The sequence below is a fragment of the Aquimarina sp. 2-A2 genome (assembly GCF_045505135.1).
GTDB lineage: Bacteria > Bacteroidota > Bacteroidia > Flavobacteriales > Flavobacteriaceae > Aquimarina > Aquimarina intermedia.
Genome location: NZ_JBJKFI010000001.1, coordinates 122,939 through 147,918, shown reverse-complemented (window position 1 = coordinate 147,918; position 24,980 = coordinate 122,939). Strand labels below are relative to the sequence as shown.

Here is a 24,980-nt window from a genome sequence, read left to right as displayed (position 1 = left end):
TATGAGTAAAAAGAAATCATTTGTACTAAGAATTGATCCGGAAACTTTTAAGCTAATTGAAAAGTGGGCTGATGACGAATTTAGAAGTGTAAATGGTCAGCTAGAGTGGATGATTCAAAAAAGTTTGAAAGACGCTAAACGAGTAAAATCTAAAAAAAGTAATGAATGTGAGTAAGATTTTTAAAAATTTACATTCTTAAAATTTCGAAGGTTGCTTAATTAACTTAGGGGTATAAAAAGCGCATGAAAGGTTTAGTAGTCCGCACTAGAGATATTAAAGCTCCTTAGAATCTAATTCTAAGGAGCTTTTTTATAAAATCATATCTTGATACCGAATGATAGTAGCATATCCTTTGTTAATGAAGTATTGTTTATCGCTTTCAGTTCCTGTAGCTAAAATAAAATCACCGCCCCAACCCCCAAGACTTTTAATCGCTCCCGTATAATCAGGAAAACGTTCAGACTTTACCGTTGGAGTTTTTATGATAGTGGATATAATAGTCTCATGTTGAGAAATAAGATCTTCAAAAACGTGAAGTTCATTACATGATAAAAGGAGCGCATTAATGTCAGAAATTTTCTGAGCGGCCCTTTCAAAATTAGTAAGCGGTAATGACTGGTAGTGTTTGATAGAATCTTTACTATTTTGTTTTTGATTTAGATAGACAAAAAAGAGGTGGTCTCTAAAGCTTGGATTGAATTGTACTTCTTTAACCTTGGGGAGACCATCATTTCGGTTGTACAATAGCGGAGTATTGTGCTGTGCACATGCAATATCGTAACCACTGCCTCCAAAACCTATTTCCAAAAGTTTAAAAGCATCTATTTGTGCCCACTGAGCAATATTGTTAATCAACGTAGACGAAGAACCAAGGCCCCAAGAGCGATCAAATTCAAGCTTTGTTTCTACGCGTATAGCAGTCAGCTTCGATAGAAATTTCGGATTTAATGATCTTGCTGAATTAAGAAGCAATAGTAGTTTCTCGGTAATTGGATTTTTTAATTGTTCGTTAGTAGCACATTCAATGGATTGATCTGAAATAAAAAATGAAGCCTCATACCAATTCTCACCAAATTGATCTTTGCTTATCCAGTGAAGACCTGGTTTGTCTGCCGGGACAATAGAAAGATGCTGTCCTTTCTTAGTGGGTAGGGCAAGTGCCTCTACATCATCAAGAACCAGATACTCTCCTGTGAGTAAAAGCTTACCATGACTATAAAAAGATTGTGTCATTATTCCCTGATTTTTTTAAGCGCTTCTACAACCTTAGCATGGGTAACGGTGGTTGTTTTAAAATATGAAATAAGTTGCTTTTTTTCGTCCTTAGTAGCTTCAAATTGGTTCATGATATTCATAAGATGCATTTTCATATGACCTTGTTGAATACCTGTAGTGATTAACGAATTAATGGCTCCAAAATTTTGTGCCAGTCCGGCCACTGCGGTTATTTTCATCAACACTTCTGCCGTGGGCGAACCCAATAATTGCATGGCAAGTTTTACTAAGGGGTGTAACGATGTGAGTCCACCTACGGTTCCCAGGGCTAGAGGAATCTCAATAGAAAAATGAAAACTATCCTCTTCTATCCAAGCCTTTGTCAAGCTTGTGTATTTTCCATTGCGACATGCATAAGCATGAGCGCCTGCTTCGATAGCTCTAAAGTCATTTCCGGTAGCCAATACAACGGCATCGATACCGTTCATAATGCCTTTATTATGGGTAACAGCACGATAAGGTTCGATTTCTGCAATTTTGATGGCTTGTATAAATTTGGATGCATATGCTTCAGCTGACAAATCTTCTGTTTCAGGTAAATCCGTAATGGGGCAGCTGACTGAGGCTTTAACCAAACAATTAGGAACATAATTAGATAAAATACTCATGATGATATCTAATGTCGTATTTGTTTCAATGAATGGCTGGTATTTTCCTGCTTCTTCAGTCAGGGTAAGCGCAAATTGTTCTAAACATGAGTTGATAAAATTTGCTCCCATGGCATCAGCAGTTTCAAAGGTGCAGTGTAATTGATAATAGTTCTTTAGCTCATTTGTTTTATCAACTAACTCGATAGATCGAATTCCGCCGCCGCGCTTTACCATGTTTTCGGTAAGATGCTTGCTTGCTTGGTATAACTCAGGTTGTATGTTGTCAAAAAAACGTTTCAGGACATTATAATCGCCTGAGTAGGAGAAGTGGACCTGTCCTACCTTAATCATAGAAACAACTTCAGCCTTAAAACCACCTCGTTTCATCCAGAATTTGGCTGCCTTACTAGCTGCTGCGACCACAGAACTCTCTTCAATCGCCATGGGAATGGTGTAGCGTTTTCCATTAATTTTGAAATTGGGAGCAACTGAGAATGGCAGATAGTAATTTGTTAAGGTGTTTTCTGTAAACTCATCATGTAATTGTTGTAGCTTCTTGTCGGTATTCCAATAGCGCTTTAAGATTTCAGCAGCTTTCGTATCATCTGTAAAATGATGAGACGCTAACCATTTAATTTTTTCTGTTTTACTAAGTTTGGAAAAACCGGAAATTTCTGGAGCCATTCTAGGGAATCTTTATTAATCAAAGGCAAAGATAGTATTCTACTGGTTTATTTCATGATTTGCTTGCACGAGCAGATGCAATCTTTGAAATAATAATAGCGCGCTCATAGTTTTCTATTGCATATTTAATAAAATAAACAACAATATCATGCAGACTACCTTGTGAGACATTGTATTTAACAACAAATATTGTATTTTTCGGAGATTTTTTAGTATTCTTGGCGTTAACAAATTTTTAAAGGGAAAAAATGAAAGGAACCAAACTATTTATAGGTCTGTTTTTTTGGATAGCCTTACTGGCTACTGGGCAAAACAAAGCGTTTACCTTAGAAGAAATATGGGGAGGTAACTTTAATACAGAAGGATTGCAATCCCTTCATTCAATGAATAACGGAACGGAATATTCGGTTCTAGAACGTAATAAAGTAGATGGATCCACTAGTATAGAAGTATATGATTATGCTTCCGGAGAAAAGGTGAAAACCATACTGAACTCACAAGCAATTTCTGAGCTGTCGGGTTTTCAGGAGTATACTTTTAGTTCAAATGAAGATCTAATTTTATTACTTACAGATTCAGAAAAGATATATCGCCATTCTAAACGCGGTGTGTATTATTTCTATGATGTTGGAACACAAAAAATTCTTAAGCTAAGTGACGAGAAAATTCAAGAACCAACTTTATCACCTGATGGAAAAAAGGTCGCTTATGTTTTAAACAATAATATTTATGTTATAAATTTTGAGACGGGACAAGAGATTCAACTCACAGACGACGGAAAAAAGAATACGATTATTAACGGAATTACTGATTGGGTATATGAAGAAGAATTTGCGTTTGTAAGAGCTTTTGACTGGAATGCCGACAGTAATAAATTAGCTTTTATTCGTTTTGATGAAACAGCGGTTCCTGAATTTTCTATGGATGTGTATGGGAGCGCTTTATATCAAAAACAAGATGTTTTTAAATATCCAAAAGCGGGTGAGAAAAATTCAACAGTTTCTTTACACTTAGCGGATCTGGAAAGTATGTCTGTAGATAAAATTAATTTAGGTGATTATAAAGATTTTTATATACCAAGACTGTCTTGGACGCAAAAAGCAGATATTCTAAGTGTTCAGGTTTTAAATCGACATCAAAATGATTTAGATTTAGTTTTTGTAGACGCTTCGACCAAAAAAGCATCTGTAGTGCTTAATGAAAAAGACGAAGCGTATGTAGATATAACCGATAACCTTACTTTTTTGCAAGACAATAGCTTCATCTGGACGAGTGAGAAGGATGGATTTAACCATATTTACCATTATGATGCCTCCGGACAGTTGATTAACCAAATAACGCAAGGAGCCTGGGATGTTACTTCATACTACGGATATAATGCTAAAACTAAAAAGATTTATTATCAAAGTGTGGAGAATGGAAGTATTAACAGAGACGTCTATTCGATAGCACTTACCGGAAAAGATAAGATTCGTTTGAGTAAAAAAGAAGGTTCTAACTCTGCTGATTTTAGTGCAGATTACACCTATTATATAAACTATTTCTCAAACAGTACCACACCTTCTGTTATAACTTTGAATAAAGCAAAAAATGGTGAGATTGTTAGAGAAATTAAGAACAATAAAGCAGTTTTGGATAAGCTCGCCCAATACGATGTGCGTCCAAAAGAATTTTCTACAATCGATATCAATGGAGAGCAGCTCAATGCTTGGGTAATCAAACCAAAAGATTTTGATCCTACAAAAAAGTATCCGTTGTTAATGTATCAATATTCCGGACCGGGATCACAATCCGTTAAAAATTCTTGGTATAGTTCAAATGATTATTGGTATATGATGTTAGCGCAACAAGGTTATATAGTGGCCTGTGTTGATGGTAGAGGTACAGGATTTAAGGGCGCTAAGTTTAAAAAAGCTACCCAGAATGATTTAGGAAACCTTGAAGTACAGGATCAAATTGCTGCTGCAAAATATTTTGGTGGTTTGGAGTATGTAGATGCTGAACGAATTGGCATTTGGGGATGGAGTTATGGTGGTTTTATGTCCAGTAATTGTTTATTTAAAGGAGCCGATACTTTTAAAATGGCAATTGCAGTAGCTCCCGTGACAAGCTGGAGATTCTACGATACTATTTATACAGAGCGTTATTTAACGACACCGCAAGAGAATGCATCTGGTTACGACAATAATTCACCTATCAATTATGTGGATGGTTTAAAAGGTAAATACTTACTTGTACATGGAAGTGCAGATGACAATGTTCACGTGCAGAATACAATGCGTCTTATAGAGGCTTTGGTACAGGCCAATAAACAATTTGATTGGGCTATTTATCCTGATAAAAATCACGGAATTTATGGAGGGAATACACGACTTCATTTATATACGAAAATGACAAATTTTATTAAAACTAATTTATAGTATAATCCTTTATAATTTTACTAACTTAAAATAACTCTATGGAATTTAAATTTGGCGGTTCAGAAACAAATCAAAGAACTGTTCTTGGCCATCCTTCTGGTCTTTTTATTCTCTTTTTCACCGAAATGTGGGAACGATTTTCGTACTACGGAATGCGCGCATTACTCGTTTTATTCTTAGTGACTTCTATTATGGAAGAAGGTTGGGGATGGGAACGTGATAGTGCACTACTTTTGTATGGTTGGTACACGGGTCTTGTTTATATTACCCCAATATTTGGCGGCTTAATCGCAGACAAGATAATGGGATACAGAAACGCGGTAGTAATCGGGGCACTCTTAATGACTCTGGGGCATGCTTCTATGGCGCTTGAAGTTTCTGCGGATTACTTTTTTTATATTGGTTTAGGGTTGTTGATCATTGGTAATGGTTTATTCAAGCCGAATATTTCATCAATGGTCGGTCAGTTGTATAAAAGTCAAGGAAAAGAAAAAGATGCCGGATATACCATCTTTTATATGGGTATCAACGCGGGAGCGTTTTTAGGTATTTTACTTTGTGGCTACATTGGTGAGAAAGTGGGTTGGCATTATGGATTTGGACTTGCCGGAATATTTATGTTTATCGGAATGCTTCAGTTTTACTTTGCTCAGAAGATTTTTGCAAGAATTGGATTGTCACCTAGACAAAGTAAAGATTTTGATGACGCTATTGAGGAGTCTGTAGAAGAAACTAAAGAAACAATCGAAGAAGTCGTAGATGCTTCTAAACGATCCGTTATTACAAGAGATCGATTAATTGTCATAGGTGTGTTTGCATTCTTTACAGTCTTTTTCTGGTGGGCTTTTGAACAAGCCGGAGGTTCCATGACAATATTTGCTGCAGACTATACAGACAGAGTGTTAGTTGATCAAGGAGCTATGATTTTCAAAATATTCAATACCTTGCTTACTGTGGTCCCTATGATGATCATTACATGGGTTTTGATATTGTTATTTAAACAAACCTTTGCAAAATTTCCGCTTGCAAATACATTATTGGGAATAGGTTTTGCTATAATATGGGGAATTGTTATCTGGATGTTGCAAAGAGAATTTGTAGCGGATTCAGCAGAAGTTCCGGCTTCCTGGTTCGGAATATTAAACTCTTTCTTCATTATTGCTTTTGCTCCATTATTCTCTAAAATATGGCAGAGTAAATATAACCCGACAGGTCCTGTCAAATTTGCCATTGGTCTTATCTTATTAGGATTAGGTTTTGGTATCTTAGCTTTTGGATCGATTGGAATACCGCTTGGAGCAAAAACTGCTTCAGTTAGTATGATCTTCTTGATTTTAGCATACCTCTTCCATACCTTGGGTGAATTATGTGTGTCTCCTGTAGGATTATCGTATGTGAGTAAATTAGCACCTGTTAAGCTAGTTGGGCTTATGTTCGGTGTATGGTTTGTTGCTAACTTTATTGCGAATACTATGGCAGGAGTAACAGGTAGTTATATTGATCCTATTGTTGAAGATTACGGAATGGTGGTATTCTTTCTGATTTTCACTGTAATTCCGGGAGCAGCAGGGGTAATCATGCTTATACTAAACAAGAAATTATTAAAAATGATGCACGGCATTAGATAATAAAAAAACAAGGACTTCCCTACTTTGCCCAAGTAGGGAGGTTACTTTTTGCAGATAGGAATGCTTTTTGCTATATATTAAGTCTAAAAATTGAACATATGAAAAACCTACTTATATTTTTATTTCTTGCTTCTGGCTTTGTCTCAAAAGCGCAAGAGATTAAATGGATGACTATGAATCAAGCACTCGAAGCGCAGCAGAAACAACCTAAAAAGATTTTCATGGATGCCTACACAGAATGGTGCGGGCCTTGCAAACTCTTGGATAAAAAAACTTTCCATAACAAGGATGTTGTGGCGTATGTAAATAAAAACTATTACCCGGTAAAGTTTAATGCCGAGGGGACTGAAGAAATTCACTATAACGATTTCACCTATACAAACCCAAATTACAATGCTAATCGTAAAGGGAGAAATAGTCAACACTTCTTTGCGAATGCACTAAAAATAACTGGGTATCCGAGCATGGTTTTCTTTGACGAAAAGGGAAATGTAATCGCGCCTGTTGTTGGATACAAATCCCCAAAACAGCTTGAGATTTTTTTAAAAATGATTCATAATGATGATTATAAGAAGTTGACAAATGCTGCTGCCTGGCAGGATTATGAAAAATCTTTTGTAAGTACATTTGAAGAATAATAATTGACTAAGTGCTAGCTGATTTGCCCAAATTAGATGGTATATAAAATTTAATCCCCAAAAACACGTTAACCTACCTATGAAGAAGTTATTAATTATTGCCAGCCCCATGGCTATTGTTATATTTGTTCTTTTGTCATTCTCCAAAAATGAACGTCGCATTGCAGTGAAACCGACCCTACCGAAGACTGTCAAAACTGTGTCAAACGGTGAGGACGATGAAAAGTTCAGGAAAAAACTTCTACTTCTTGAAGATAAAATTAATGCCTATATTAGTAAAGGTATTTCGAATAATGACTTAGTCGGAGCAGCTGTAGCCATTGTGAAATGTGATTCTATTATTTACACGGGTGGTTTTGGTTCACGTAGTAGCAAGAATCAACATACTATTGATTCTCAAACAATTTTTAGAATCGGATCTTTATCAAAAGGTTTTGCAGGAATTCTGACCGGTATACATGTGCAAGAAGGGCTTTTGGATTGGGAAGATAAGGTAAAAGATTATGTGCCAAATTTCCAGATGTCTAGTGATCAAATTACTAATGAAATTACGTTATCTCATGTGCTTTCACATACTACAGGGTTACCCTATCATAGTTTTACAAACCTAGTTGAAGCAGGAGTTCCATTAACTAAAATAGCAGGACGCTTTAAAGAAGTATCGCCTGTATATCATCCAGGAAAAATTTACAGCTACCAAAATGCTGTTTTTGCATTGAGTGGTAAGATTATTGAACAAGTAACGTCACATGCACTTGCTGAAGTGATCGATGAAAAGATTTTTAATCCCTTGCAAATGCATACAGCATCCGCTAGTTTTGAAGCTTTGGAGGATGCTACCAATATCGCCGTTCCTCATAGAAAAGCCTATGGTCGCTGGAAACCTGTTAAGCTCAATCATAAATATTACCAGGCTATCTCAGCTGGAGGTGTCAATGCAAGTGTAACGGATATGGCTAAATGGATGAAATTTTTGTTGGGAAGTAACCCAGAAGTACTGCATCCAAAAATGATTAATCAGGTATTTAATCCAGTAATTGAGGTAGGCGGTCGTAGCAAATATTATCAACGTTGGAAAGGTCATCTTAAATCTTATTATGCACTAGGTTGGAGGGTGCATACCTTTAAAGATACTACTGCTGAGAAACCGAGAATTATGGTGCATCACGGAGGTAGCGTAAATAATTATCGAAGCGAGATTGCTATCTTCCCCGAAGAGGATTTAGGTATTTGTATCTTATTTAATAGTCCAACTTCCTATGCCAAAGAAGCTATACCAAAAATAAGCGAGTTATATGCTGAAGTGATGAATGATTAAGTCTCATCATTTTGGTTCAATAATAAAGGCCCCATCTTGATCGGTGCGATGAAAAGGAATGTTTAGTTTTTTACAAGTTTTTTCCCATCGATCCATATCACGTTTGTAGTTGCTGCCGTCAGCAATAATTTGACTAGGTTGTAAGTCATTTATTACTTTGAGGAGGTGTATTTTAGGAGAATCGGTGAGCCATAAAATATCTGTTGTATTGTTGCTATTTATCGCTATGGTTTCGGAATCTATTCTAAAAAGTTTCAGTCGGTTAAACTTGTAGGCGTTCTCCAGAGCAAAAAGTGAATGGAGCGAAGCTTTGTTTGCACGCAAATAAGGATCAAAAGAACGGTTACTTCCTGTTCCCAAATTTAAATTTGATGCATAAATTAAAAGATGATCTGTATCTAAGACCCCTAGTATTGAATGCTTTGTTTTATGAAAAATTACGAGTTCTTTTCTGCCTGCCAATCGCATGTCTTCTATAATAAATCCTGTTGAGATAGCGAGTAGAGCAATTGCTGTGAGCATTAATCTCTTTTTGCGTGCGGTATAAAAAGCAATTACTATTAGTAGTAAGGCTATATATCCTGAGACTAATAGTGTCGATGAAAAATGGATATTTTTTAAAATCAGTGAGTCGTACGAAGCTATAACTTGTATTATATTTTGATTCAGGTCCAGTAATGATGAATACCCCTGACGAAGTATATCCGGTAAACTATTAGTTAAGGAGAGCATGCTTATCACAATACCGCTAAATAATAAAATAGTGATGATGGGCAGTATAATAATATTCGAGAGTAAAAAAAGTAGCGGAAATTGATGAAAATTATATAGCAGTAAGGGTAATAAACCTATCTGCGCTGCAAGCGTTACACTTGAAAGCTCCCAGATTTTTTTTAGAAAAGTATTTTTAGGACGTATGAGCTGGCTGATTTTGGGATAGATAAAGAGGATGCTTGCCACAGCCATATAACTCAATTGAAAGCCGGTTTCAAAAAGATAAGAAGGTTCATAGCATAGCAACACTAATAAGGAAGCTATTAAAGCATTGAGGGTAGCGGATCGCCTTTGTGTTTGAATAGCTATAGCAATAAAGGTAAACATTGTTACAGCTCTAAGAACAGATGGGGATAACCCTGATACTACTGCATATACCCAAAGGAGTAGTAAGATGGTAAGTAGTTTTAGGATAGAGCCGAATTTGGTAAAACGCTCCAGTGGTCTTAAAGCCATGTTTAAAAACAGTAAAATAATACCCACATGCAAACCTGAGACCGCTAATACATGAATGACACCGGCATTTCGGAAAGCTGTTGAGGTGTCTTTACTGAGGTCTTGTTTTTGACCTAAAATGAGTGCATTCATGAACGCTACATCAGATTCACTGAAATTGTGTTGCCTCAACGAACTTAATAGTTTGGATCGAAATTCGAATGCCAATCCTTTTAAAGAAAAAGTAAAGCGGGAGTGGATTTTTATTTTATCTGCCTTGGCAGTTACTTGATGATAAATAAATTTTGAATTCAAATAGCCCGCGTAATCAAATTGATTAGGATTTAAAACTTTCGGAAGTTCCTCAATGAAGGCATGAATGCTTACAGTCATTCCGGGTTTTAAAGGTCGTAGGGTTGAATCCCTTGGTATACGGAGCAAAAGTGTTCCTTGTACATGTATTGTATTTACTTCTTTTACCTTAACAATATATTTGTCATAGTAATTTGAAGAATTGACTCTTTGATCGATAACCAAAAGCAATCCATGCTTTTGATCCGAAAATTGAGCTTCTGAGAATTGATTTGTATAGTGGGATACGTAATTTTTGGGCTGATGAACTTGATTAATTAGAATTCCAAAAGAGAAGAATGTTACAAGGGTGATGAGGGAAAATAGTAACGGTTTGCATTTTTTCTGCTTCGTACAAACAAATGCAATGCATAGCAATAACGAACAAGTGCCAAATAAAAGAAAAGAAAGTAAAAGAGAAATCTGAAGGATATGAGAGCAGATGATGCCCAAAACAATACAAGTAGTTAACGCTAATAAAGGTTTGTTTACTAGCCTCATCTTACATGCTATAAAACTCTACGCACTCCGGAAAAACAATTGTTCCAATAGCGTTCATCCAGACTTGATACAACTACTCCTTTAGAAACAGATGCATGTATAAACTTCAGCGTACTTCCAGTTTCGATAACAAGCCCTACGTGGTTAATAATATTTTTCTTTTTGTTAGTTTTAAAGAAAACCAAATCCCCTTTTTCCGCCTTGCGTAGGGGGATCCATTCACCTTGCGTAGACATGGCCCGGGATGTTCTGGGTAAAACAATATTTTCTTTCTTAAAAGAAGTATAGATAAGTCCCGAACAATCCATTCCTTTTTTTGTAGTACCTCCATATTTATAACGTGTACCGTTAAAGGTCTGAGCGTATTGGATGATGCTATTTGCCATTTCATCTTTTGGGATGGAAGGAATGGTAGCAGCTTTGGTAGCGGTGGGTTTGGTTATAATTGCAGCCTTTTTTGAAGGTCCGCAGGAAACCAAAAGAAAGATCAAAATTAGTGTAGGGCCTAAATATCTCATAAACATGGGTAATGTATATCTTATATTCTCACGAATATAATAAAAGATTTCTTAACAGTTTACTTGATGCTTAGGTCATGAAACAGATCCAACAATTAACCGAGCAGTTTTGTCACTCGCGCCTTTGCCGCCTAATTCTTGCTCTAAGTCGTAATAATCCAAAAACATGACTGCTCTTTTATAACCATCGGTTATTACCGTAAGCTCTTCCTTAAGGCGTTTACTATTAAAATCTTTTTGTATTAACTCTGTAACTACCGGCTTATTCATGATCAAATTAACCAGCGAGATGTAGTCAAGATTCACAATTCTTTTAGCAATCTCATAAGAGATGCTGCTTCCTTTATAACAAACTACTTGCGGAACCTTAAATAAGGCGGCTTCCAAAGTAGCAGTACCAGAAGTCACCAGGGCAGCATTACTCAAACTTAGTAAGTCGTAGGTTTGATTCATAACAAGATGAACACGCTCGTTACCAATAAATTGTTGGTAAAACTCGGGATCTTGACTTGGTGCTCCCGCAATAACAAACTGATAATCGGTAAAATCATCTACTACACTCAACATCACTTCGAGCATTTTAGAGATTTCCTGTTTTCTGCTTCCGGGAAGAACTGCTATGATTGGTCGGTTGTCAAGACCATGCTTGTCGTTAAACTCTTCGGGTGTAATTTGATTATGAGCTGCTATGGCATCTATTAGGGGATGTCCGACAAAATTAACTGGATAATTATGCTTTTCTTCATAAAATGATTTTTCAAACGGCAGAATTACATACATGGCATCAACATTTTGTTTGATGCTTTTAATTCGACCTTCTTTCCAAGCCCAAATTTGGGGAGATATGTAGTAATGGGTTTTGTAACCCTTTTGTTTGGCCCACTTGGCAATTCTTAAATTAATTCCGGGATAATCTATGAAAATGATCACGTCCGGGTTGTAGGCATCAATATCTTGCTTGCAAAAAGCAATATTTTTTAGAACAGTACTTAGATTCAAGATAACTTCAATAAACCCCATTATTGCAAGGTCCCGATAATGTTTAGCCAAGCTACCACCTACTTCTTGCATAAGTTCTCCGCCCCAATATCTAAATTCAGCATGTTCATCATGTTGCAATATAGACCTCATAAGGTTAGAACCATGTAAATCTCCAGAGGCCTCCCCGGCGATAAGATAATACTTCATAGGATTACAGTTTATTAGTACAGCGTACGATCATGGTTATAAAAATTTACTTATCATAATTACTATTGCTGCAAAAAGCGTAGCAAGAAGTACGCCACGAGCGCGATAAGGCTTGTTTTGTTTTAGAAAAAGAAAAAAAGCCCCCAGGTTTAGAATAGCACCAAGCGTAATTAAATTACCAAATGTATCATTCTTAATAGATGCAGCGAGTGTTTCTGTAAAAGAAAGCCCTGATACCGATAACATAGAAAACACCAGTACACATAGTATAAAACCAAAAGTGTTAGCAACCAACCCAATGGCTAAGCCAAGTCCTATTTCTTTTTTAATCATTTAAATTCCAGTTATTTAATTCTTGTATATAATGATGAGCTGTTAAGTCAAACTGTGTGGGTACTACAGAGACGAAACCATGTTGTAAGGCCCACTCATCTGTATCTTCTCCCTTATCCTCATTGATGAATTTTCCGGATAGCCAATAATAATCTCTACCCATAGGATTTTGTCTTTTATCAAACTCTTCCTTCCAATGTGCATTTGCTTGTCGGCACACTTTAATTCCCTTAATATCAACGGATTTAAGGTTAGGAATGTTCACATTTAAGACAACACCTTTCGGTAAGCCATTGGTGAGCACATTTTCTACAATTGCTTTCACATATTTTTTTGAAGGCTCAAAGTTGGCGGTCATGCTGTAATCTAATAACGAGAATCCTATTGCTGGTATACCCTCTATTCCGGCTTCTACGGCAGCACTCATTGTACCCGAATAAATAACATTTATCGCAGAGTTTGATCCATGATTAATACCGCTAACACATAAGTCCGGTTTTTTATTTAGTATTTGACGGGTGGCCATTTTGACACAATCTACCGGGGTGCCAGAACAACTGTACTCACTGTGAGATGCATTTTTTTCAATCTCTATCGGATCGCAGTACAAGGTGTTGTTTATGGTAATTGCATGACCCATAGCACTTTGCGGACTATCAGGCGCAACCACAATGACATCACCAATTTCCTTCATGACAGCTATTAACGTTCGTATTCCGGGAGCGGTGATTCCGTCATCGTTGGTTACTAATATGAGAGGTTTTTTATCAGCCATGTAAAAAATAAATTAAGAGGTAAAAATACATCATTTTATTCTGAATTTAGGAATACTTCGAGATCGGTTAAAGAATTAGTTTGTTTAAGAAAATTTTAGTATTATTACTCCTCATTGGCACGATTTTTAATGTATTTTGCTTAAAATCCCTAAATTAAATAAGCGTATGAAAAAGAGTTTTCTGATATTGATGCTTACCGTTATAATATCTGCTGCTTCGTGCAGTTTTACTACGAATGTTGAAAATGATCCCGATAAGGATAAATTACTAATTGATTTGATTAGCTATGTGCTGAGCAAAGGCCATTATGATGCCAAGGAAGTAAATGATGATTTCTCTAAAGAAGTTTTCTCCGATTATATTGATGCATTAGACCCATTAAAGCGCTATTTCTACAAGAGTGATATAGAGGAGTTTAAGCAATACGAAACACTAATAGATGATCAGATTAGAAGTAAAGATATAGCTTTCTTCAATCTTACGTATGATCGATTACAACAACGTATGGCAGAAGCAAGAGTACTCTATGCAAGTATTCTTGATAAACCTTTTAACTTTGATTTGCAGGAATCAATAGATACGGATTATGATAAGCTATCCTATGTTACAACCAAAGAAGAGATGTTGAATCGCTGGAGATTACAGCTTAAGTTTAATGGTTTATCGAGCTATTATGATAAAGTTGAGGAACAATTGGATTCTTTAGCGAAGAATAAGAATTATAAGCGAAAGACCGGGGTTGTTCTTGAGGAAGAAGCGAGAAAATTAACACAATCCTCAATTAATGAATACTTTGAATTTGCAGATGATTTAGAACGTAAGGATTGGTTTTCAATTTACATTAATTCTATTGTTGAAGAGTTTGATCCACATACCTATTATTTTGCACCGCAGGATAAAGATCGTTTTGATATCGCTATGTCCGGTAAACTTGAAGGTATTGGGGCGAGACTCCAAAAAAAGAACGATAATGTTAAAATTATTGAGGTGATTTCAGGAGGTCCGGCTTGGCGAGGAAATAAAGTTGAGGTTGGAGACCTTATTATGAAGGTAAAGCAGGAAGATGAACAAGAACCCGTAAGTATAGTCGGAATGCGTTTAGATGATGCTGTAAGTCTTATTAAAGGTCCAAAAGGTACTAGAGTTACCCTAACTGTTAAAAAGGTAGACGGTACCATTGAGAATATTGATATCGTAAGAGATGTTGTCGAGTTAGAAGAGACATATGCCAAATCTTCTTTGGTTAAAAAGAATGGTAAGAACTTCGGAATTATCAATTTACCAAAGTTCTATTTTAATATGCAGGACTACAATCAAAGAAATGCTGCCAAAGATGTTAAACAAGAGATTATCCGTTTGAAAGAGCAAAATATGAATGGTTTGGTTATTGATTTGCGAGACAATGGAGGCGGATCTTTGCAAACTGTAGTTGATATTGCTGGTTTGTTTATCGAAAAAGGACCTATCGTGCAAGTTCGTACAAAAGAAGAATCACCAGAAGTATTGAGTGATAAAGACCGAAGCATTCTATGGGATGGTCCGTTGGTAATTTTGGTAAATGAATTATCAGCTTCGGCTTCCGAAATTTTGGCGGCTGCAATGCAGGATTATAAGAGAGCTATAATCATAGGTAGTAAGCAAACATATGGTAAAGGAACCGTGCAAAATGTTATGGATTTAAATCGCTGGATGCGTAGCAATGATTTTGGAGACTTAGGAGCTCTTAAATTAACTACTCAGAAATTCTATAGAGTTGATGGAGGTTCCACACAATTGGAAGGTGTTAAAAGTGATGTCGTAGTTCCAGACCGTTATAGCTATATCGACATCGGGGAGAAGGATCAGGAAAACCCTTTACCATGGGATAAAATCGCAGCTGCAGAGTATACGCCGTGGAATGGGTATATTAATTTTGACAAAACTATTGATAATAGTAAAGCGCGTATGCAACAAAATAATCAGTTAAAGCTGATTGAAGAGAATGCTAAATGGGTAAGAGAAAAGCGTGATGTTAACAGGTATTCCTTAAATTATCAAGAGTATAAAAAGAATATAGAAGAAAATGAAAGTCAGGCCAAACGTTTTGAGGCTATTAGCGATTATAAAACAAATCTAACCTATGAGTCCTTGCCATATGAACAGCAATTGATGAACAAAGATACAGTGCTTAAAGAGAAGAGAAACAGATGGCACCAAAGTTTGAGTAAAGATGTGTACATAGAAGAGGCTATAAGTGTTTTAGAAGACATGAAGGTCAATACGATAAAGCACCAATCTACAACCACTTTATCTTTAAAGAATTAATCATACTGAATGGCATCAAAACCGTCTAAGAGTTTAAGTAATAAGGCGCTCCAAAGATTTAGAAACAATCTTTGGGGCGTTTTTAGTTTAGCCTTTATAATCATCTGTGCATTAATCGCTATTTTTGCTTATGCTATAGCTCCTGACAATTCTAAGAATGCTAATCAAATGCATTTATCTATTCATTCAAAAGCACCGGGCTTTACGGTAGAATTACTCACCATTCCATCAAAAAACAGGGAAAAAAGTTTTTTTTTAAATGAATTTTTCTTCGGAATCAGCAATACCGATTCTGAACTCCCCATCGAAAGTTATAATATTAGTGAGCAAGGCATTGAAATTGCTCCTTATAGCGAAGGGGAATTGCAGGGTTTGACAAAAGTAATACCATTTGATGTTTTTCCCTCTGGTCTATCGAACGAAGCAATTGTAAGGTCGTATATAAAAGAAAAGACTTTTATATTAGGAACGGATAAATATGGCAGAGATTTATTAAGTAGAATGCTAATCGGAATAAGAATATCCTTTTCTATTGGTTTTGTGGCGGTGTTTATTTCACTTCTTGTAGGAATATCACTTGGAGCGGTAGCCGGGTATTATGGGGGTAAAATAGACGCGGCAATCATGTGGTTAATTAATGTAACCTGGTCGATACCGACGCTTCTATTAGTGATCGCAATTACCTTGGCATTAGGTAAAGGCTTTTGGCAAGTTTTTATAGCGGTAGGTATTACGATGTGGGTGGAGGTTGCGCGCGTGGTAAGAGGTCAAGTGCTTAGCATAAAGGAAATGCAGTATGTAACTGCTGCCAGAGCGCTGGGTTATACGAATAAACGTATTATTTTAAAACATGTGTTACCTAACAGTTTGGCTCCGGTGATTGTTATTTCAGCTGCAAATTTTGCAAGTGCGATTTTGTTGGAAAGTGGTTTGAGTTTTCTGGGAATAGGTGCACAACCTCCAATGCCAAGTTGGGGAGCAATGATTAAGGATCATTATTCATACATAATTTTGGGTAAGGCATATTTGGCCGTTATTCCCGGATTAGGAATCATGAGTCTTGTAATGGCCTTTATGCTAATCGGGAATGCTTTGAGAGATGCCCTTGATGTGAAGGGTTGATTAAAAACTAATCTATCGTTTAAAATAGATTAGTTTAATCAGTATGCTACTTAGTTAAGCACACGGAATAGAATTTCTCAAACATGCCCCCCATGGTTCACATTGTCTATATCCATTGGGACAATTTCCCCAAGGGCCTCCACCGGGTGCATCGCCGGCTATAATACTCTTTTGATCACTTTTCTTGATAAACTGAACATTTTTCAAATTTTTGATTTTGTTTAACATACTTACAGTTTTAAGGTAATTGTAATACTACTTGAACAATTATAGACACTCAAGCTTTATGTCTGGTATTATTAAGTAGCACTGACAACTTCACGAGCTTCTAATGGCTCACTCTCGTAGTTCTCCAGGAGGTGCTGTGTAAAGTAAAAAAACTCTTCGTAATCATAGGTTTTAGGATAGAGTCTATTATTCAGGATGGTCGCCGGAGTGTAATTTAGGTTATTCTTTGTAGCCCACTCTTTTTGTTTATTTAATAATTCGGTGTGTTGAGCAGTAAATTCCGGAAGTCCGTATTTTTTACTCCATGTTTCGATTGTTCGATTTTCAAACCAGTTGGCGTATGCCTCAATGAAACCTTTTTGACCTTCTTTTTCGTATATTTCTAATAAACGATACGCAATTTTGCTTGCAGGAGCTTCAATTTGTTCAGTACTAACAGGCATTCTTACTATGATTTTGAGGTTTTCTCCGGAAGCTTTAAGCACCTTGATATAACTTTCAAATGCCGCTTTACAAAAACCACAGAGCGGGTTAGTTAAGCTTGTTATCGCAAAAGGAGCTTTAGGATTACCTAGTATAATTTCATCATTAAAGGTTTGCTGTTGAACAGGGGCCGATTTGAATAAGAGTTGTTCAAACAGCCCGGGATTCCTTTTGAATTTGTGTAATTTGAGATTGTTGGTTTTGAGAGTTCTGTTTTCCTGTATGTAATTTTTCAAGTTTAAATAGATCAGAGAAATTACAGAAGAAATTAGGGTAAGGGCTAGTAAATTGTCTAGATTGAAATGAAATACATAATTTAAAGACAGAATTCCACTCAAAAGAACTGTTATTGCGCTAATCCCCAAACAAAGCATACACCATTGTTTGATTATGAATTGCTGTGAATACAAGGAATATAGAATAAAAGGAAGTCCAAGCAGCGATGGAATGATAAGAATACTATCTACACCAAACAGTAGAATATAAGTACTTAAAATTGTAAAAAATACGACACCCGTATCTGCAAAGGAAATACCTGGTAAAAGTTCACCTTTCTTGCTGGTAATAACTTGGTTGCAATTGGATTGCTTGATGGTTGTGCAGAAAGATTGCAGCACTTGAGATTTATAACCAAGACTTTCTCTTACTGCAAAGAAGCTTAAAATTCCGCCGGCAACACTAAGTCCAAGAATCAAAGCATCAAGCAGTGTTAATTGTAAGACGTATAACTGAATTGCAATTGTAATACCAACAACAGCTATAATAGCTTGTTTCAAAAAGTTGCTGTGCTTTTTAGTTTTTTGTTCTGACTCACCTTCTTCGACGGCGATTATTTTAGGAATCCATATCTCCTTGAATTCTTCGTAGCTCATACTGGATTGAGATACAGAGGTGTGCTTAATTGTAATTTTTTTGTCAGTTTTAACAATTAAAGCTATTTCCGTCTTATCATCATGCTCTAGTATTGTGACAAATGTTTTAGGTAATTGATCCAATGCATTCGGAGGAACTTCGACAGCAATGTTTTCTATAGTAAAGTAATCTAAAGTGTCAGTAATGGATTGAAAACTTGGATAGTTTGGGTGTATTTGCAGTTGTAGCTCCAGGTCTTTCTTATCAAAACCATTTATTTTATTTTTAATAAGTAAAGAATTGGTGATCTGTTCGATAGTATTAGTCATAGATTTTAAAGTTTATCCATTGGTTTTAGAGTAAACTTTTGATATTCTAAGATACATTTTTCAAGTGAAAAATTGGTAAAGGAAAGACGTATGATTTGAAAGTGAATTCCGTAATAAAAAAGGCAGTTTTTTCATTTAAGAGATAAAAAAAAGAGGTATTGTACATACCTCTTTTAGTGTTATATATTATATCGGACAATCTTGTGGAACTGTACCATCATCGCAAGTTTCTGTACAAGGTCTAAAATAAAAGTATCCTTGATTATCTACACAAACGCCTTCTGTTACAGGTGGTCTTGGATCTCTTCCGCCCCCGGATAATTTACTTTTTTGCTCTTTGTTCAGTTCCTGAACTCCGTTTAGTTGTAAAATGTTTTTTAACATCATTAATTAGATTTAGGTTTATAGTTGTATGAACAGTTAAAGACACTCATACCTATGTCTGTTTTCTGTTTAATCTAAAATAATGTTAGTCTGAAACTAAGTCCTTAAATAAATGAGAATGATTACTCATTATTTAACGTCCTAAATGAATTGAAGATGATTTGCGTGTGAGACAAATTTTTGTTTTTGTACAATGTAAATATACATGAGGTATTTGAAACTAGTCAACTGTGAAGACTTGAAATATTTACGTTTTTAACGTAGTTTAAGTGTAACTACCTGTTTTTAAAGACTTTAATACCAGTCGCTAATAAGTTAAAATTGTTATAAAAATTGTCTAAAAGAATTATTTTAGTTACACGTTAAATAAAAGTTAAATAACATAGTTTTAATGATTCGATAAATTTCCAGAATCGTAAACGCATGATGTTATGAATCCTGAGAAGCATTACTCAAGATATGAACAATTTTTCAAGTTTAAAATACTAAAAGATCACGCTCATCGATCAATTCTGTTATATTTGGTTGCAAAACTTAAATATAACCAGTTTTGAATTTTAGAAAATTAATATATCCTGCGTTAGTTTTATTGTGTGCCCTAGGCTTTTATTATATTGAGTATTGGCTTGATAGTTTTGCTGTATCCGATCAAGAAGTAAAAGCGGCGTCAGATTCTATTTCAGAATATCTTCCCAGTTCTACTACCGGAGCAATTATTAGCCATGATTTTTACACGCTGTCCTACCACGAGGATCATGAACAAGCGGAGTGGGTTTTATATAGGTTAAATCGCGATCAATTAAGTCCGAATAAGTATAAGCGGCCTTACTTTGTTGAGGATACTAAAGTACGTACCCATTCAGCAGACTGGAGAAACTATAAGAAATCTGGATATAATAGAGGGCATTTGTGTCCTGCAGGGGATCGCAAATTTTCATATAAAGCCTTTGAGGAGACTTTTCTAACTTCGAATATCGCGCCTCAATTGCCTAAATTTAATCAGGGAATTTGGAATCAATTGGAACAACGAGTGCGCTATTGGGCGAAGGAATATGATTCACTTATCGTAATTACAGGAGGTATTTTAGATGAGGATCTGGAAAGTATTGGATATGAAGCAGTATCTGTTCCCCGCTATTTTTATAAAATAATTCTCCGTGAAGAAGGTAATACGTTTCGCCTTGCAGCTTTTATTATTCCAAATAAAGACGTAGCTAAGGCTTTAAATCATTATCAAACTACTATTGATCAAATAGAGATGCGTACCGGTATAGATTTTTTTGAAAAAATGGACAATTCAATGGAAGAAATATTGGAATCTTCAATTGATAGAAAAAGTTGGAATCTATAAAATAGTTACCATTCGTTAACCCGGTTTGCATCCAGTTTAATAAAGATAAAGAGCAGTAGTGTAAAACCCCATAATCCTGAGCCACCATAACTAAAAAAGGGTAACGGTATACCCACAGTAGGTAACAATCCTGTAACCATACCAACATTTACCGCAAAATGAACAAATAGAATTCCAACAACACTATATCCATAAATTCTGCTAAATGTAGACTTTTGACGCTCAGCCATAAACAATAGTCTGGCAAGGAGAAAAATAAACAATAAAATTACGGCAGTGGCACCAAGAAAGCCCCATTCTTCACCTACAGTACTAAAGATATAGTCAGTATGTTGCTCTGGAACAAAGCCTCCTTTAGTTTGGGTTCCCTCTTTCCATCCCTTTCCAGTCCAGCCGCCACTTCCTATAGCGATCTGGCTTTGGTTAGTATTATATCCAATACCTTTGGCATCAACTTCTTTACCCAATACAATATTAAATCGATCACGATGCCGTTGTTCAAATACATTGTTAAAAATATAGTTTACTGAAAAGCAAAATCCTGTGACAACTAAAAGGACTAATAAATATCTCGAATATTTCGGTTTTCGTTTTCGGTTCTTTAGTAAAAATATAAACATGGCGACTGCTAAACCTACAACTACCCAAATCGGACCGAATAACAAGGTTAATACAAATAAAAGTGCTGCAGATGCGCCAATAATTAAATAGGTTGCGGCCAGTCCTTCTCGGTATAGTGGAAATAAAAAAGCACTATAAACCAAAGCACTGCCAGGGTCTGGTTGTGGTATTATGATTAAAGCTGGCAACGCTATAATTAGAAATGCTTTCAGTTGATGATTAAGATGTCGTATATTAGTTTGCATATCGCTCAAAAACTTTGCGAGTGCTAAGGCAGTAGCCGCTTTTGCAAATTCTGAAGGTTGAATGCTCATAAACCCAAGATTATACCAGGAAGTTGCTCCGGATATAGTTTTTCCAAAAATAAAAAGACCGATGAGCGAAGCAATAGAAAACACATATATCACACTGGCAAAACGCTCATAAAATTTAGCTTCAATCGCTTGGGTGATTATAATTAATAGCAAACTTAAGGCAATCCAATATCCCTGCTTTATATATACTTTTGAAAAATCGGTCCAGGAAGCAAATTCATCCCCGTAGGAGGCAGAATAAATGTTTAACCAACCAAAAAGCACTAGGAGGGTAAATAAAAGTACAGTTAGCCAATCGATTGAGGCGATGCTCGATTTTGCCATCTATTGATTGATTTTAAAAGGTTCATTACTGTAGGGCTTGGCATATTCATCTTCTAAACTATGTGAAAGCACCCAGTCTTCAAGATCTTTTCTCGATATACTGTTTTTTAAATGTTTTTCGATCATAAGAGAAGCTATTCTTCCTGCATAACGCGCACCCCAATATCCATTTTCAACAAAAACAGCTAGCGCTATTTTTGGGTTTTCTTTAGGTGCAAATGCAATAAAAACAGAATGATCTGTAAGTTGAACGCGTTCTCCGTTTATCTTAGTGTAATTTTCTGCGGTTCCTGTTTTACCACAAATGTCAATACCTTCAACTTGTAAAAAGCTAGCGGTTCCTTGTGTGTATACTTGATGCATACCCTCAACAACTGGTTCAAAATGTTCTTTATCAATAGAGGTTTTCTTTGGAACCGTATAATTTTTATCTTCAATTGGTTTATTGTCAATTGCCTTTATAATATGCGGGGTGTGAAAATACCCGCGATTGGCAATAGCAGCCGTCATATTTGCTAGTTGAATAGGGGTGGCGAGCACTTCTCCTTGGCCGATGGCATTAGATATAGTTCCGGTTGCATACCACTTATATGTTGGATAATCGTACTGTTTGTTATAATCGGCGGCACTGGGAACCCTCCCCGGGCGACCTGCTGATAAATCATTACCTAGATAATTACCTAAGCCAAAACTTTCAACATGCTTTTTCCAGTTATCAACTCCCTCTTGAGGGGTATCATATTTTTCAATGATTCGTCGATAAACATTGGCAAAATATGCATTGCAAGAATGGGCAATTCCTGGAATCATATTCAACGGACTACGGTGTGAATGACAACCCAGTCGTCTATTGGTTTTTCCATAATAATAACCCATATGGCAGGAAAATCGTTCCTGAGTATCAACAATACCTTCTTGAAGACCTATAAGGGCATTAATTGTTTTAAATGGGGATCCTGGGGGGTATTCGCCTTTCACTCCTCTGTCAAAAAGAGGCTTTCCGATAGTGTCATAAAATAACTTAGTAAACTCTCTGGAACGCTTACGTCCAACCAATAATTCCGGTTTGTAACTTGGTGCTGTTACCAGTGCTAAGATTTCTCCGGTACTAGGCTCCAACGCGACAATACCGCCTCTTTTATTGACCATCAGGCGTTCTCCATATTTTTGCAAAGCAATATCAATCGTAATTTGAAGATCTTTACCATTGACGGGCAAGGTGTCAAACTTACCTTCTTTATAGGGGCCTATATCTCGATTGAAACGATCTTTTTGTATTCTTTTTACTCCTTTAATACCTCTGAGTTCCTGTTCATATTGTTTCTCAACCCCATCGATCCCGATAAGGTCCCCAGAAAGATAATATGGATCTTTTCTAATAGCAGCATCGTTTACTTCGCCTATGTAGCCAAGAACATTGGATGCATGGTAGGTTTGATAATCACGTAGTGATCGTTTTTGAATATAAAACCCTTCAAATTTCCTCATTTTTTCTTGAAGAAAGGCGTACTCATCTTTTGTGAGTTGAGGGATTACTATAGAAGGAACTCTGGGAGAATAAGATCTGGCTTTCTGAAGTCTGCGAATAAGTTTATCCTTTGAAATATTCAAAACAGAACAAAATTCCAAGGTGTCAAATGGCTTCAATTCTCTGGGAATTACCATCACATCGTAGGAAGGTTGATTAGTAACCAATAACTTACCATTTCTATCATAAATCGCTCCTCGTTGCGGATAGTCATAAATTACTTTAATTGCATTATCTTCTGATAATGAAGCATAGGAAGTATTATAAATTTGAAGGTAGAATAACCTGGAAATAAAAATTATTCCTGTGGTTATAATTATTAAATAAAGCAACAATTTTCTCATGTATCATTTTTTCGGAATAAAACCAATATCAGCATCGTCATCAAAATTGTGAACAGACTAGTAAATAACGCTTTTTTAAGGATAATTAGTATATGCATAAAGTTAAAAACTTCTAGCGAAAACAATACCAAATGATGAACAACAACTGTTAAAGTTACGTACATAAAGCGTTCCCCAAAACGTAACTTACTCAATTTTACCGTTTGAAATTCATAACTCAGTCCAAAAGCAGTTCTCAAAATGAATGGACGCACATAAGTTGCTACTAGGCATGCAGCCGCATGTACACCCCCTGAGTCACCTAAAATGTCTATACAAAGCCCCAGGAAAAAGCTGGTAATCAAAAAAAGGCTTCTGTTAATGTTAATTGGTGCTAGAAGTATAAAAATAATATAAATGTATGGATTGAGATATCCTAAGAAATTAATGTTATTTAATAAGAGGGACTGCGCCAATATTAAAACTATAAACCTTCCGATATGGACTAAAATAGAGTTACTCATTCATCAAGAGTTTGTAATGTTTTAATTTCTTCAGCATTGTGATTCTCAATTGCATATACGTACCCTATATCTGTCATATCATTAAATAATTTTACCTCAATGAGGTAGTAACTATTATTTTGATTCATCGTGTAGTTGCTTATCACGCCAATGCCAATGCCTTTGGGGAATATTGTCGAACGCCCATGAGTAATGATAGTATCACCTTTTTTAATAATCGCTTGTTTTGGGATGGTTGCCAGTTGAACCATATTAGGGTCTTTGCCATCCCAGAGCAAGGAACCATACTGATCAGAATTTTTAAGACCTGCATTAATTCTGGAGTTGCTATTAAGGATAGAGATCACTCTTGCATAATTAGCAGACGTGTCTTCTATGATTCCAACAATCCCTTTATCAGTTATAACGCCCATATCAATTTTAATACTGTCATTTGCACCTTTATCAATCAAAATGTAATTATCTCGTTTTTGATAATCGTTTCGAATGACATTTGCGCGAAAGTAGGAGTATGGCATAGCAAAAGTACTTGTGTCAACAATTTTTGAGCTACTGGTATCCGCGGTTGCTATGGTAAGTTGATTTCGCAGATATTCATTCTCTATAAGCAGACGTTCATTTACACTTATGAGATTAAAATATTTTCCAATTGAATGCTGCCATTCATAAAGACCGCCACTTACAAAATTTGTAGAACTTATAACTTTACTGCGATGATAGCTATGTGACTGTATAGTAAAGCCGATAGCTACAAGCAATAAAAATATAAAAAGCAGAAAATTTTTATTGCGTAATAAAAAGTTAATGATCTGCTGCATATGATAGGGGGTCTCTTAATATTATACGTTAAATTCCTATGTATG

22 protein-coding genes are annotated in these 24,980 nt (G+C 35.9%); 8 read left to right on the top strand and 14 right to left on the bottom strand.

Annotation, left to right across the window (positions count from 1 at the left end; genetic code table 11):
- The first annotated feature begins 1 nt into the window (after position 1).
- Positions 2 to 175, top strand: coding sequence for an Arc family DNA-binding protein (locus ACJRPK_RS00665; protein ID WP_407137958.1), 174 nt, complete (start codon positions 2 to 4; stop codon positions 173 to 175).
- 135 nt (positions 176 to 310) lie between these two features.
- On the opposite strand, the gene ACJRPK_RS00660 is transcribed toward ACJRPK_RS00665, so the two are convergent.
- A complete protein-coding gene (locus tag ACJRPK_RS00660) occupies positions 311 to 1,234 on the bottom strand; it encodes a GYDIA family GHMP kinase (protein WP_407137957.1) in 924 nt (307 codons plus the stop codon).
- Positions 1,234 to 2,550, bottom strand: coding sequence for a hydroxymethylglutaryl-CoA reductase, degradative (locus ACJRPK_RS00655; protein ID WP_407137956.1), 1,317 nt, complete (start codon positions 2,548 to 2,550; stop codon positions 1,234 to 1,236). The genes ACJRPK_RS00660 and ACJRPK_RS00655 overlap by 1 nt, the downstream gene beginning before the upstream one ends.
- A gap of 248 nt (positions 2,551 to 2,798) precedes the next feature.
- Here ACJRPK_RS00655 and ACJRPK_RS00650 point away from each other — a divergent pair, with 248 nt between their 5' ends.
- From ACJRPK_RS00650 to ACJRPK_RS00635, 4 genes are all read left to right on the top strand, one after another.
- The gene (locus ACJRPK_RS00650; RefSeq protein ID WP_407137955.1) at positions 2,799 to 4,970 is read left to right on the top strand and encodes a S9 family peptidase; all 2,172 of its coding nucleotides are present in this window, start codon (positions 2,799 to 2,801) and stop codon (positions 4,968 to 4,970) included.
- Positions 4,971 to 5,008: 38 nt separating this feature from the next.
- Positions 5,009 to 6,598, top strand: coding sequence for a peptide MFS transporter (locus ACJRPK_RS00645; RefSeq protein ID WP_148781699.1), 1,590 nt, complete (start codon positions 5,009 to 5,011; stop codon positions 6,596 to 6,598).
- Positions 6,599 to 6,696: 98 nt separating this feature from the next.
- Positions 6,697 to 7,236, top strand: coding sequence for a thioredoxin family protein (locus ACJRPK_RS00640; RefSeq protein ID WP_407137954.1), 540 nt, complete (start codon positions 6,697 to 6,699; stop codon positions 7,234 to 7,236).
- A gap of 79 nt (positions 7,237 to 7,315) precedes the next feature.
- Entirely contained in the window at positions 7,316 to 8,554 is a 1,239-nt protein-coding gene (locus ACJRPK_RS00635) for a serine hydrolase domain-containing protein (protein ID WP_407137953.1), read from the top strand.
- A 6-nt stretch (positions 8,555 to 8,560) separates the two neighbouring features.
- Here the strand turns inward: ACJRPK_RS00635 and ACJRPK_RS00630 are convergent, their stop codons facing one another.
- The 5 genes from ACJRPK_RS00630 to surE form a co-directional block, all read right to left on the bottom strand.
- The gene (locus ACJRPK_RS00630; RefSeq protein ID WP_407137952.1) at positions 8,561 to 10,615 is read right to left on the bottom strand and encodes a ComEC/Rec2 family competence protein; all 2,055 of its coding nucleotides are present in this window, start codon (positions 10,613 to 10,615) and stop codon (positions 8,561 to 8,563) included.
- A gap of 8 nt (positions 10,616 to 10,623) precedes the next feature.
- Entirely contained in the window at positions 10,624 to 11,133 is a 510-nt protein-coding gene (locus ACJRPK_RS00625; protein WP_407137951.1) for a C40 family peptidase, read from the bottom strand.
- Positions 11,134 to 11,208: 75 nt separating this feature from the next.
- The gene (lpxB, locus tag ACJRPK_RS00620; protein WP_407137950.1) at positions 11,209 to 12,321 is read right to left on the bottom strand and encodes a lipid-A-disaccharide synthase; all 1,113 of its coding nucleotides are present in this window, start codon (positions 12,319 to 12,321) and stop codon (positions 11,209 to 11,211) included.
- A 36-nt stretch (positions 12,322 to 12,357) separates the two neighbouring features.
- Positions 12,358 to 12,654, bottom strand: coding sequence for a hypothetical protein (locus ACJRPK_RS00615; protein ID WP_407137949.1), 297 nt, complete (start codon positions 12,652 to 12,654; stop codon positions 12,358 to 12,360).
- Complete coding sequence (surE, locus tag ACJRPK_RS00610) at positions 12,647 to 13,429, bottom strand: 5'/3'-nucleotidase SurE (RefSeq protein ID WP_148781692.1); 783 nt, start codon at positions 13,427 to 13,429, stop codon at positions 12,647 to 12,649. The genes ACJRPK_RS00615 and surE overlap by 8 nt, the downstream gene beginning before the upstream one ends.
- A gap of 166 nt (positions 13,430 to 13,595) precedes the next feature.
- Between surE and ACJRPK_RS00605 the strand changes: the two genes are divergently transcribed.
- Both ACJRPK_RS00605 and ACJRPK_RS00600 read left to right on the top strand, forming a co-directional pair.
- Entirely contained in the window at positions 13,596 to 15,734 is a 2,139-nt protein-coding gene (locus tag ACJRPK_RS00605) for a carboxy terminal-processing peptidase (RefSeq protein WP_407137948.1), read from the top strand.
- Positions 15,735 to 15,743: 9 nt separating this feature from the next.
- Positions 15,744 to 16,856: an ABC transporter permease gene (locus ACJRPK_RS00600; protein ID WP_407137947.1), complete on the top strand. Its 1,113-nt coding sequence runs from the start codon at positions 15,744 to 15,746 to the stop codon at positions 16,854 to 16,856.
- A 54-nt stretch (positions 16,857 to 16,910) separates the two neighbouring features.
- On the opposite strand, the gene ACJRPK_RS00595 is transcribed toward ACJRPK_RS00600, so the two are convergent.
- The 3 genes from ACJRPK_RS00595 to ACJRPK_RS00585 all read right to left on the bottom strand — a co-directional run bounded on the left by ACJRPK_RS00595 (position 16,911) and on the right by ACJRPK_RS00585 (position 19,135).
- On the bottom strand, positions 16,911 to 17,084 hold the full coding sequence (locus ACJRPK_RS00595) for a hypothetical protein (protein ID WP_407137946.1): 174 nt from the start codon (positions 17,082 to 17,084) through the stop codon (positions 16,911 to 16,913).
- Between the two features lie 71 nt (positions 17,085 to 17,155).
- The gene (locus ACJRPK_RS00590; protein WP_407137945.1) at positions 17,156 to 18,748 is read right to left on the bottom strand and encodes a vitamin K epoxide reductase family protein; all 1,593 of its coding nucleotides are present in this window, start codon (positions 18,746 to 18,748) and stop codon (positions 17,156 to 17,158) included.
- A 186-nt stretch (positions 18,749 to 18,934) separates the two neighbouring features.
- Positions 18,935 to 19,135 (bottom strand): hypothetical protein, encoded by a 201-nt coding sequence (locus ACJRPK_RS00585; protein ID WP_148781688.1) that lies wholly within the window; start codon positions 19,133 to 19,135, stop codon positions 18,935 to 18,937.
- A 547-nt stretch (positions 19,136 to 19,682) separates the two neighbouring features.
- Here ACJRPK_RS00585 and ACJRPK_RS00580 point away from each other — a divergent pair.
- The gene (locus tag ACJRPK_RS00580; protein ID WP_407137944.1) at positions 19,683 to 20,483 is read left to right on the top strand and encodes a DNA/RNA non-specific endonuclease; all 801 of its coding nucleotides are present in this window, start codon (positions 19,683 to 19,685) and stop codon (positions 20,481 to 20,483) included.
- 5 nt (positions 20,484 to 20,488) lie between these two features.
- Here ACJRPK_RS00580 and rodA read toward each other — a convergent pair whose 3' ends face one another.
- Genes rodA through mreC form a run of 4 tightly spaced genes read right to left on the bottom strand, consistent with a single transcriptional unit; the run spans position 20,489 to position 24,935 of the window.
- Positions 20,489 to 21,742, bottom strand: coding sequence for a rod shape-determining protein RodA (gene rodA, locus ACJRPK_RS00575; protein ID WP_407137943.1), 1,254 nt, complete (start codon positions 21,740 to 21,742; stop codon positions 20,489 to 20,491).
- Entirely contained in the window at positions 21,743 to 23,614 is a 1,872-nt protein-coding gene (mrdA, locus tag ACJRPK_RS00570) for a penicillin-binding protein 2 (RefSeq protein ID WP_407137942.1), read from the bottom strand.
- Positions 23,611 to 24,117 (bottom strand): rod shape-determining protein MreD, encoded by a 507-nt coding sequence (mreD, locus tag ACJRPK_RS00565; protein WP_148781684.1) that lies wholly within the window; start codon positions 24,115 to 24,117, stop codon positions 23,611 to 23,613. The genes mrdA and mreD overlap by 4 nt, the downstream gene beginning before the upstream one ends.
- A complete protein-coding gene (gene mreC, locus ACJRPK_RS00560) occupies positions 24,114 to 24,935 on the bottom strand; it encodes a rod shape-determining protein MreC (RefSeq protein WP_407137941.1) in 822 nt (273 codons plus the stop codon). The genes mreD and mreC overlap by 4 nt, the downstream gene beginning before the upstream one ends.
- Between the last annotated feature and the right edge of the window lie 45 nt (positions 24,936 to 24,980).

Bases quoted from the DNA above. Each gene is read 5' to 3' on its own strand.
- ACJRPK_RS00665 (WP_407137958.1), top strand. From the start codon at position 2: ATGAGTAAAAAGAAATCATTTGTACTAAGAATTGATCCGGAAACTTTT.
- surE (WP_148781692.1), bottom strand. From the start codon at position 13,429: ATGGCTGATAAAAAACCTCTCATATTAGTAACCAACGATGACGGAATC.
- ACJRPK_RS00600 (WP_407137947.1), top strand. From the start codon at position 15,744: ATGGCATCAAAACCGTCTAAGAGTTTAAGTAATAAGGCGCTCCAAAGA.
- ACJRPK_RS00630 (WP_407137952.1), bottom strand. From the start codon at position 10,615: ATGAGGCTAGTAAACAAACCTTTATTAGCGTTAACTACTTGTATTGTT.
- mreC (WP_407137941.1), bottom strand. From the start codon at position 24,935: ATGCAGCAGATCATTAACTTTTTATTACGCAATAAAAATTTTCTGCTT.
- ACJRPK_RS00655 (WP_407137956.1), bottom strand. From the start codon at position 2,550: ATGGCTCCAGAAATTTCCGGTTTTTCCAAACTTAGTAAAACAGAAAAA.
- ACJRPK_RS00595 (WP_407137946.1), bottom strand. From the start codon at position 17,084: ATGTTAAACAAAATCAAAAATTTGAAAAATGTTCAGTTTATCAAGAAA.
- ACJRPK_RS00605 (WP_407137948.1), top strand. From the start codon at position 13,596: ATGAAAAAGAGTTTTCTGATATTGATGCTTACCGTTATAATATCTGCT.
- rodA (WP_407137943.1), bottom strand. From the start codon at position 21,742: ATGGCAAAATCGAGCATCGCCTCAATCGATTGGCTAACTGTACTTTTA.
- ACJRPK_RS00625 (WP_407137951.1), bottom strand. From the start codon at position 11,133: ATGAGATATTTAGGCCCTACACTAATTTTGATCTTTCTTTTGGTTTCC.
- mrdA (WP_407137942.1), bottom strand. From the start codon at position 23,614: ATGAGAAAATTGTTGCTTTATTTAATAATTATAACCACAGGAATAATT.
- lpxB (WP_407137950.1), bottom strand. From the start codon at position 12,321: ATGAAGTATTATCTTATCGCCGGGGAGGCCTCTGGAGATTTACATGGT.
- ACJRPK_RS00645 (WP_148781699.1), top strand. From the start codon at position 5,009: ATGGAATTTAAATTTGGCGGTTCAGAAACAAATCAAAGAACTGTTCTT.
- ACJRPK_RS00635 (WP_407137953.1), top strand. From the start codon at position 7,316: ATGAAGAAGTTATTAATTATTGCCAGCCCCATGGCTATTGTTATATTT.
- ACJRPK_RS00650 (WP_407137955.1), top strand. From the start codon at position 2,799: ATGAAAGGAACCAAACTATTTATAGGTCTGTTTTTTTGGATAGCCTTA.
- ACJRPK_RS00660 (WP_407137957.1), bottom strand. From the start codon at position 1,234: ATGACACAATCTTTTTATAGTCATGGTAAGCTTTTACTCACAGGAGAG.
- ACJRPK_RS00585 (WP_148781688.1), bottom strand. From the start codon at position 19,135: ATGATGTTAAAAAACATTTTACAACTAAACGGAGTTCAGGAACTGAAC.
- mreD (WP_148781684.1), bottom strand. From the start codon at position 24,117: ATGAGTAACTCTATTTTAGTCCATATCGGAAGGTTTATAGTTTTAATA.
- ACJRPK_RS00590 (WP_407137945.1), bottom strand. From the start codon at position 18,748: ATGACTAATACTATCGAACAGATCACCAATTCTTTACTTATTAAAAAT.
- ACJRPK_RS00640 (WP_407137954.1), top strand. From the start codon at position 6,697: ATGAAAAACCTACTTATATTTTTATTTCTTGCTTCTGGCTTTGTCTCA.
- ACJRPK_RS00615 (WP_407137949.1), bottom strand. From the start codon at position 12,654: ATGATTAAAAAAGAAATAGGACTTGGCTTAGCCATTGGGTTGGTTGCT.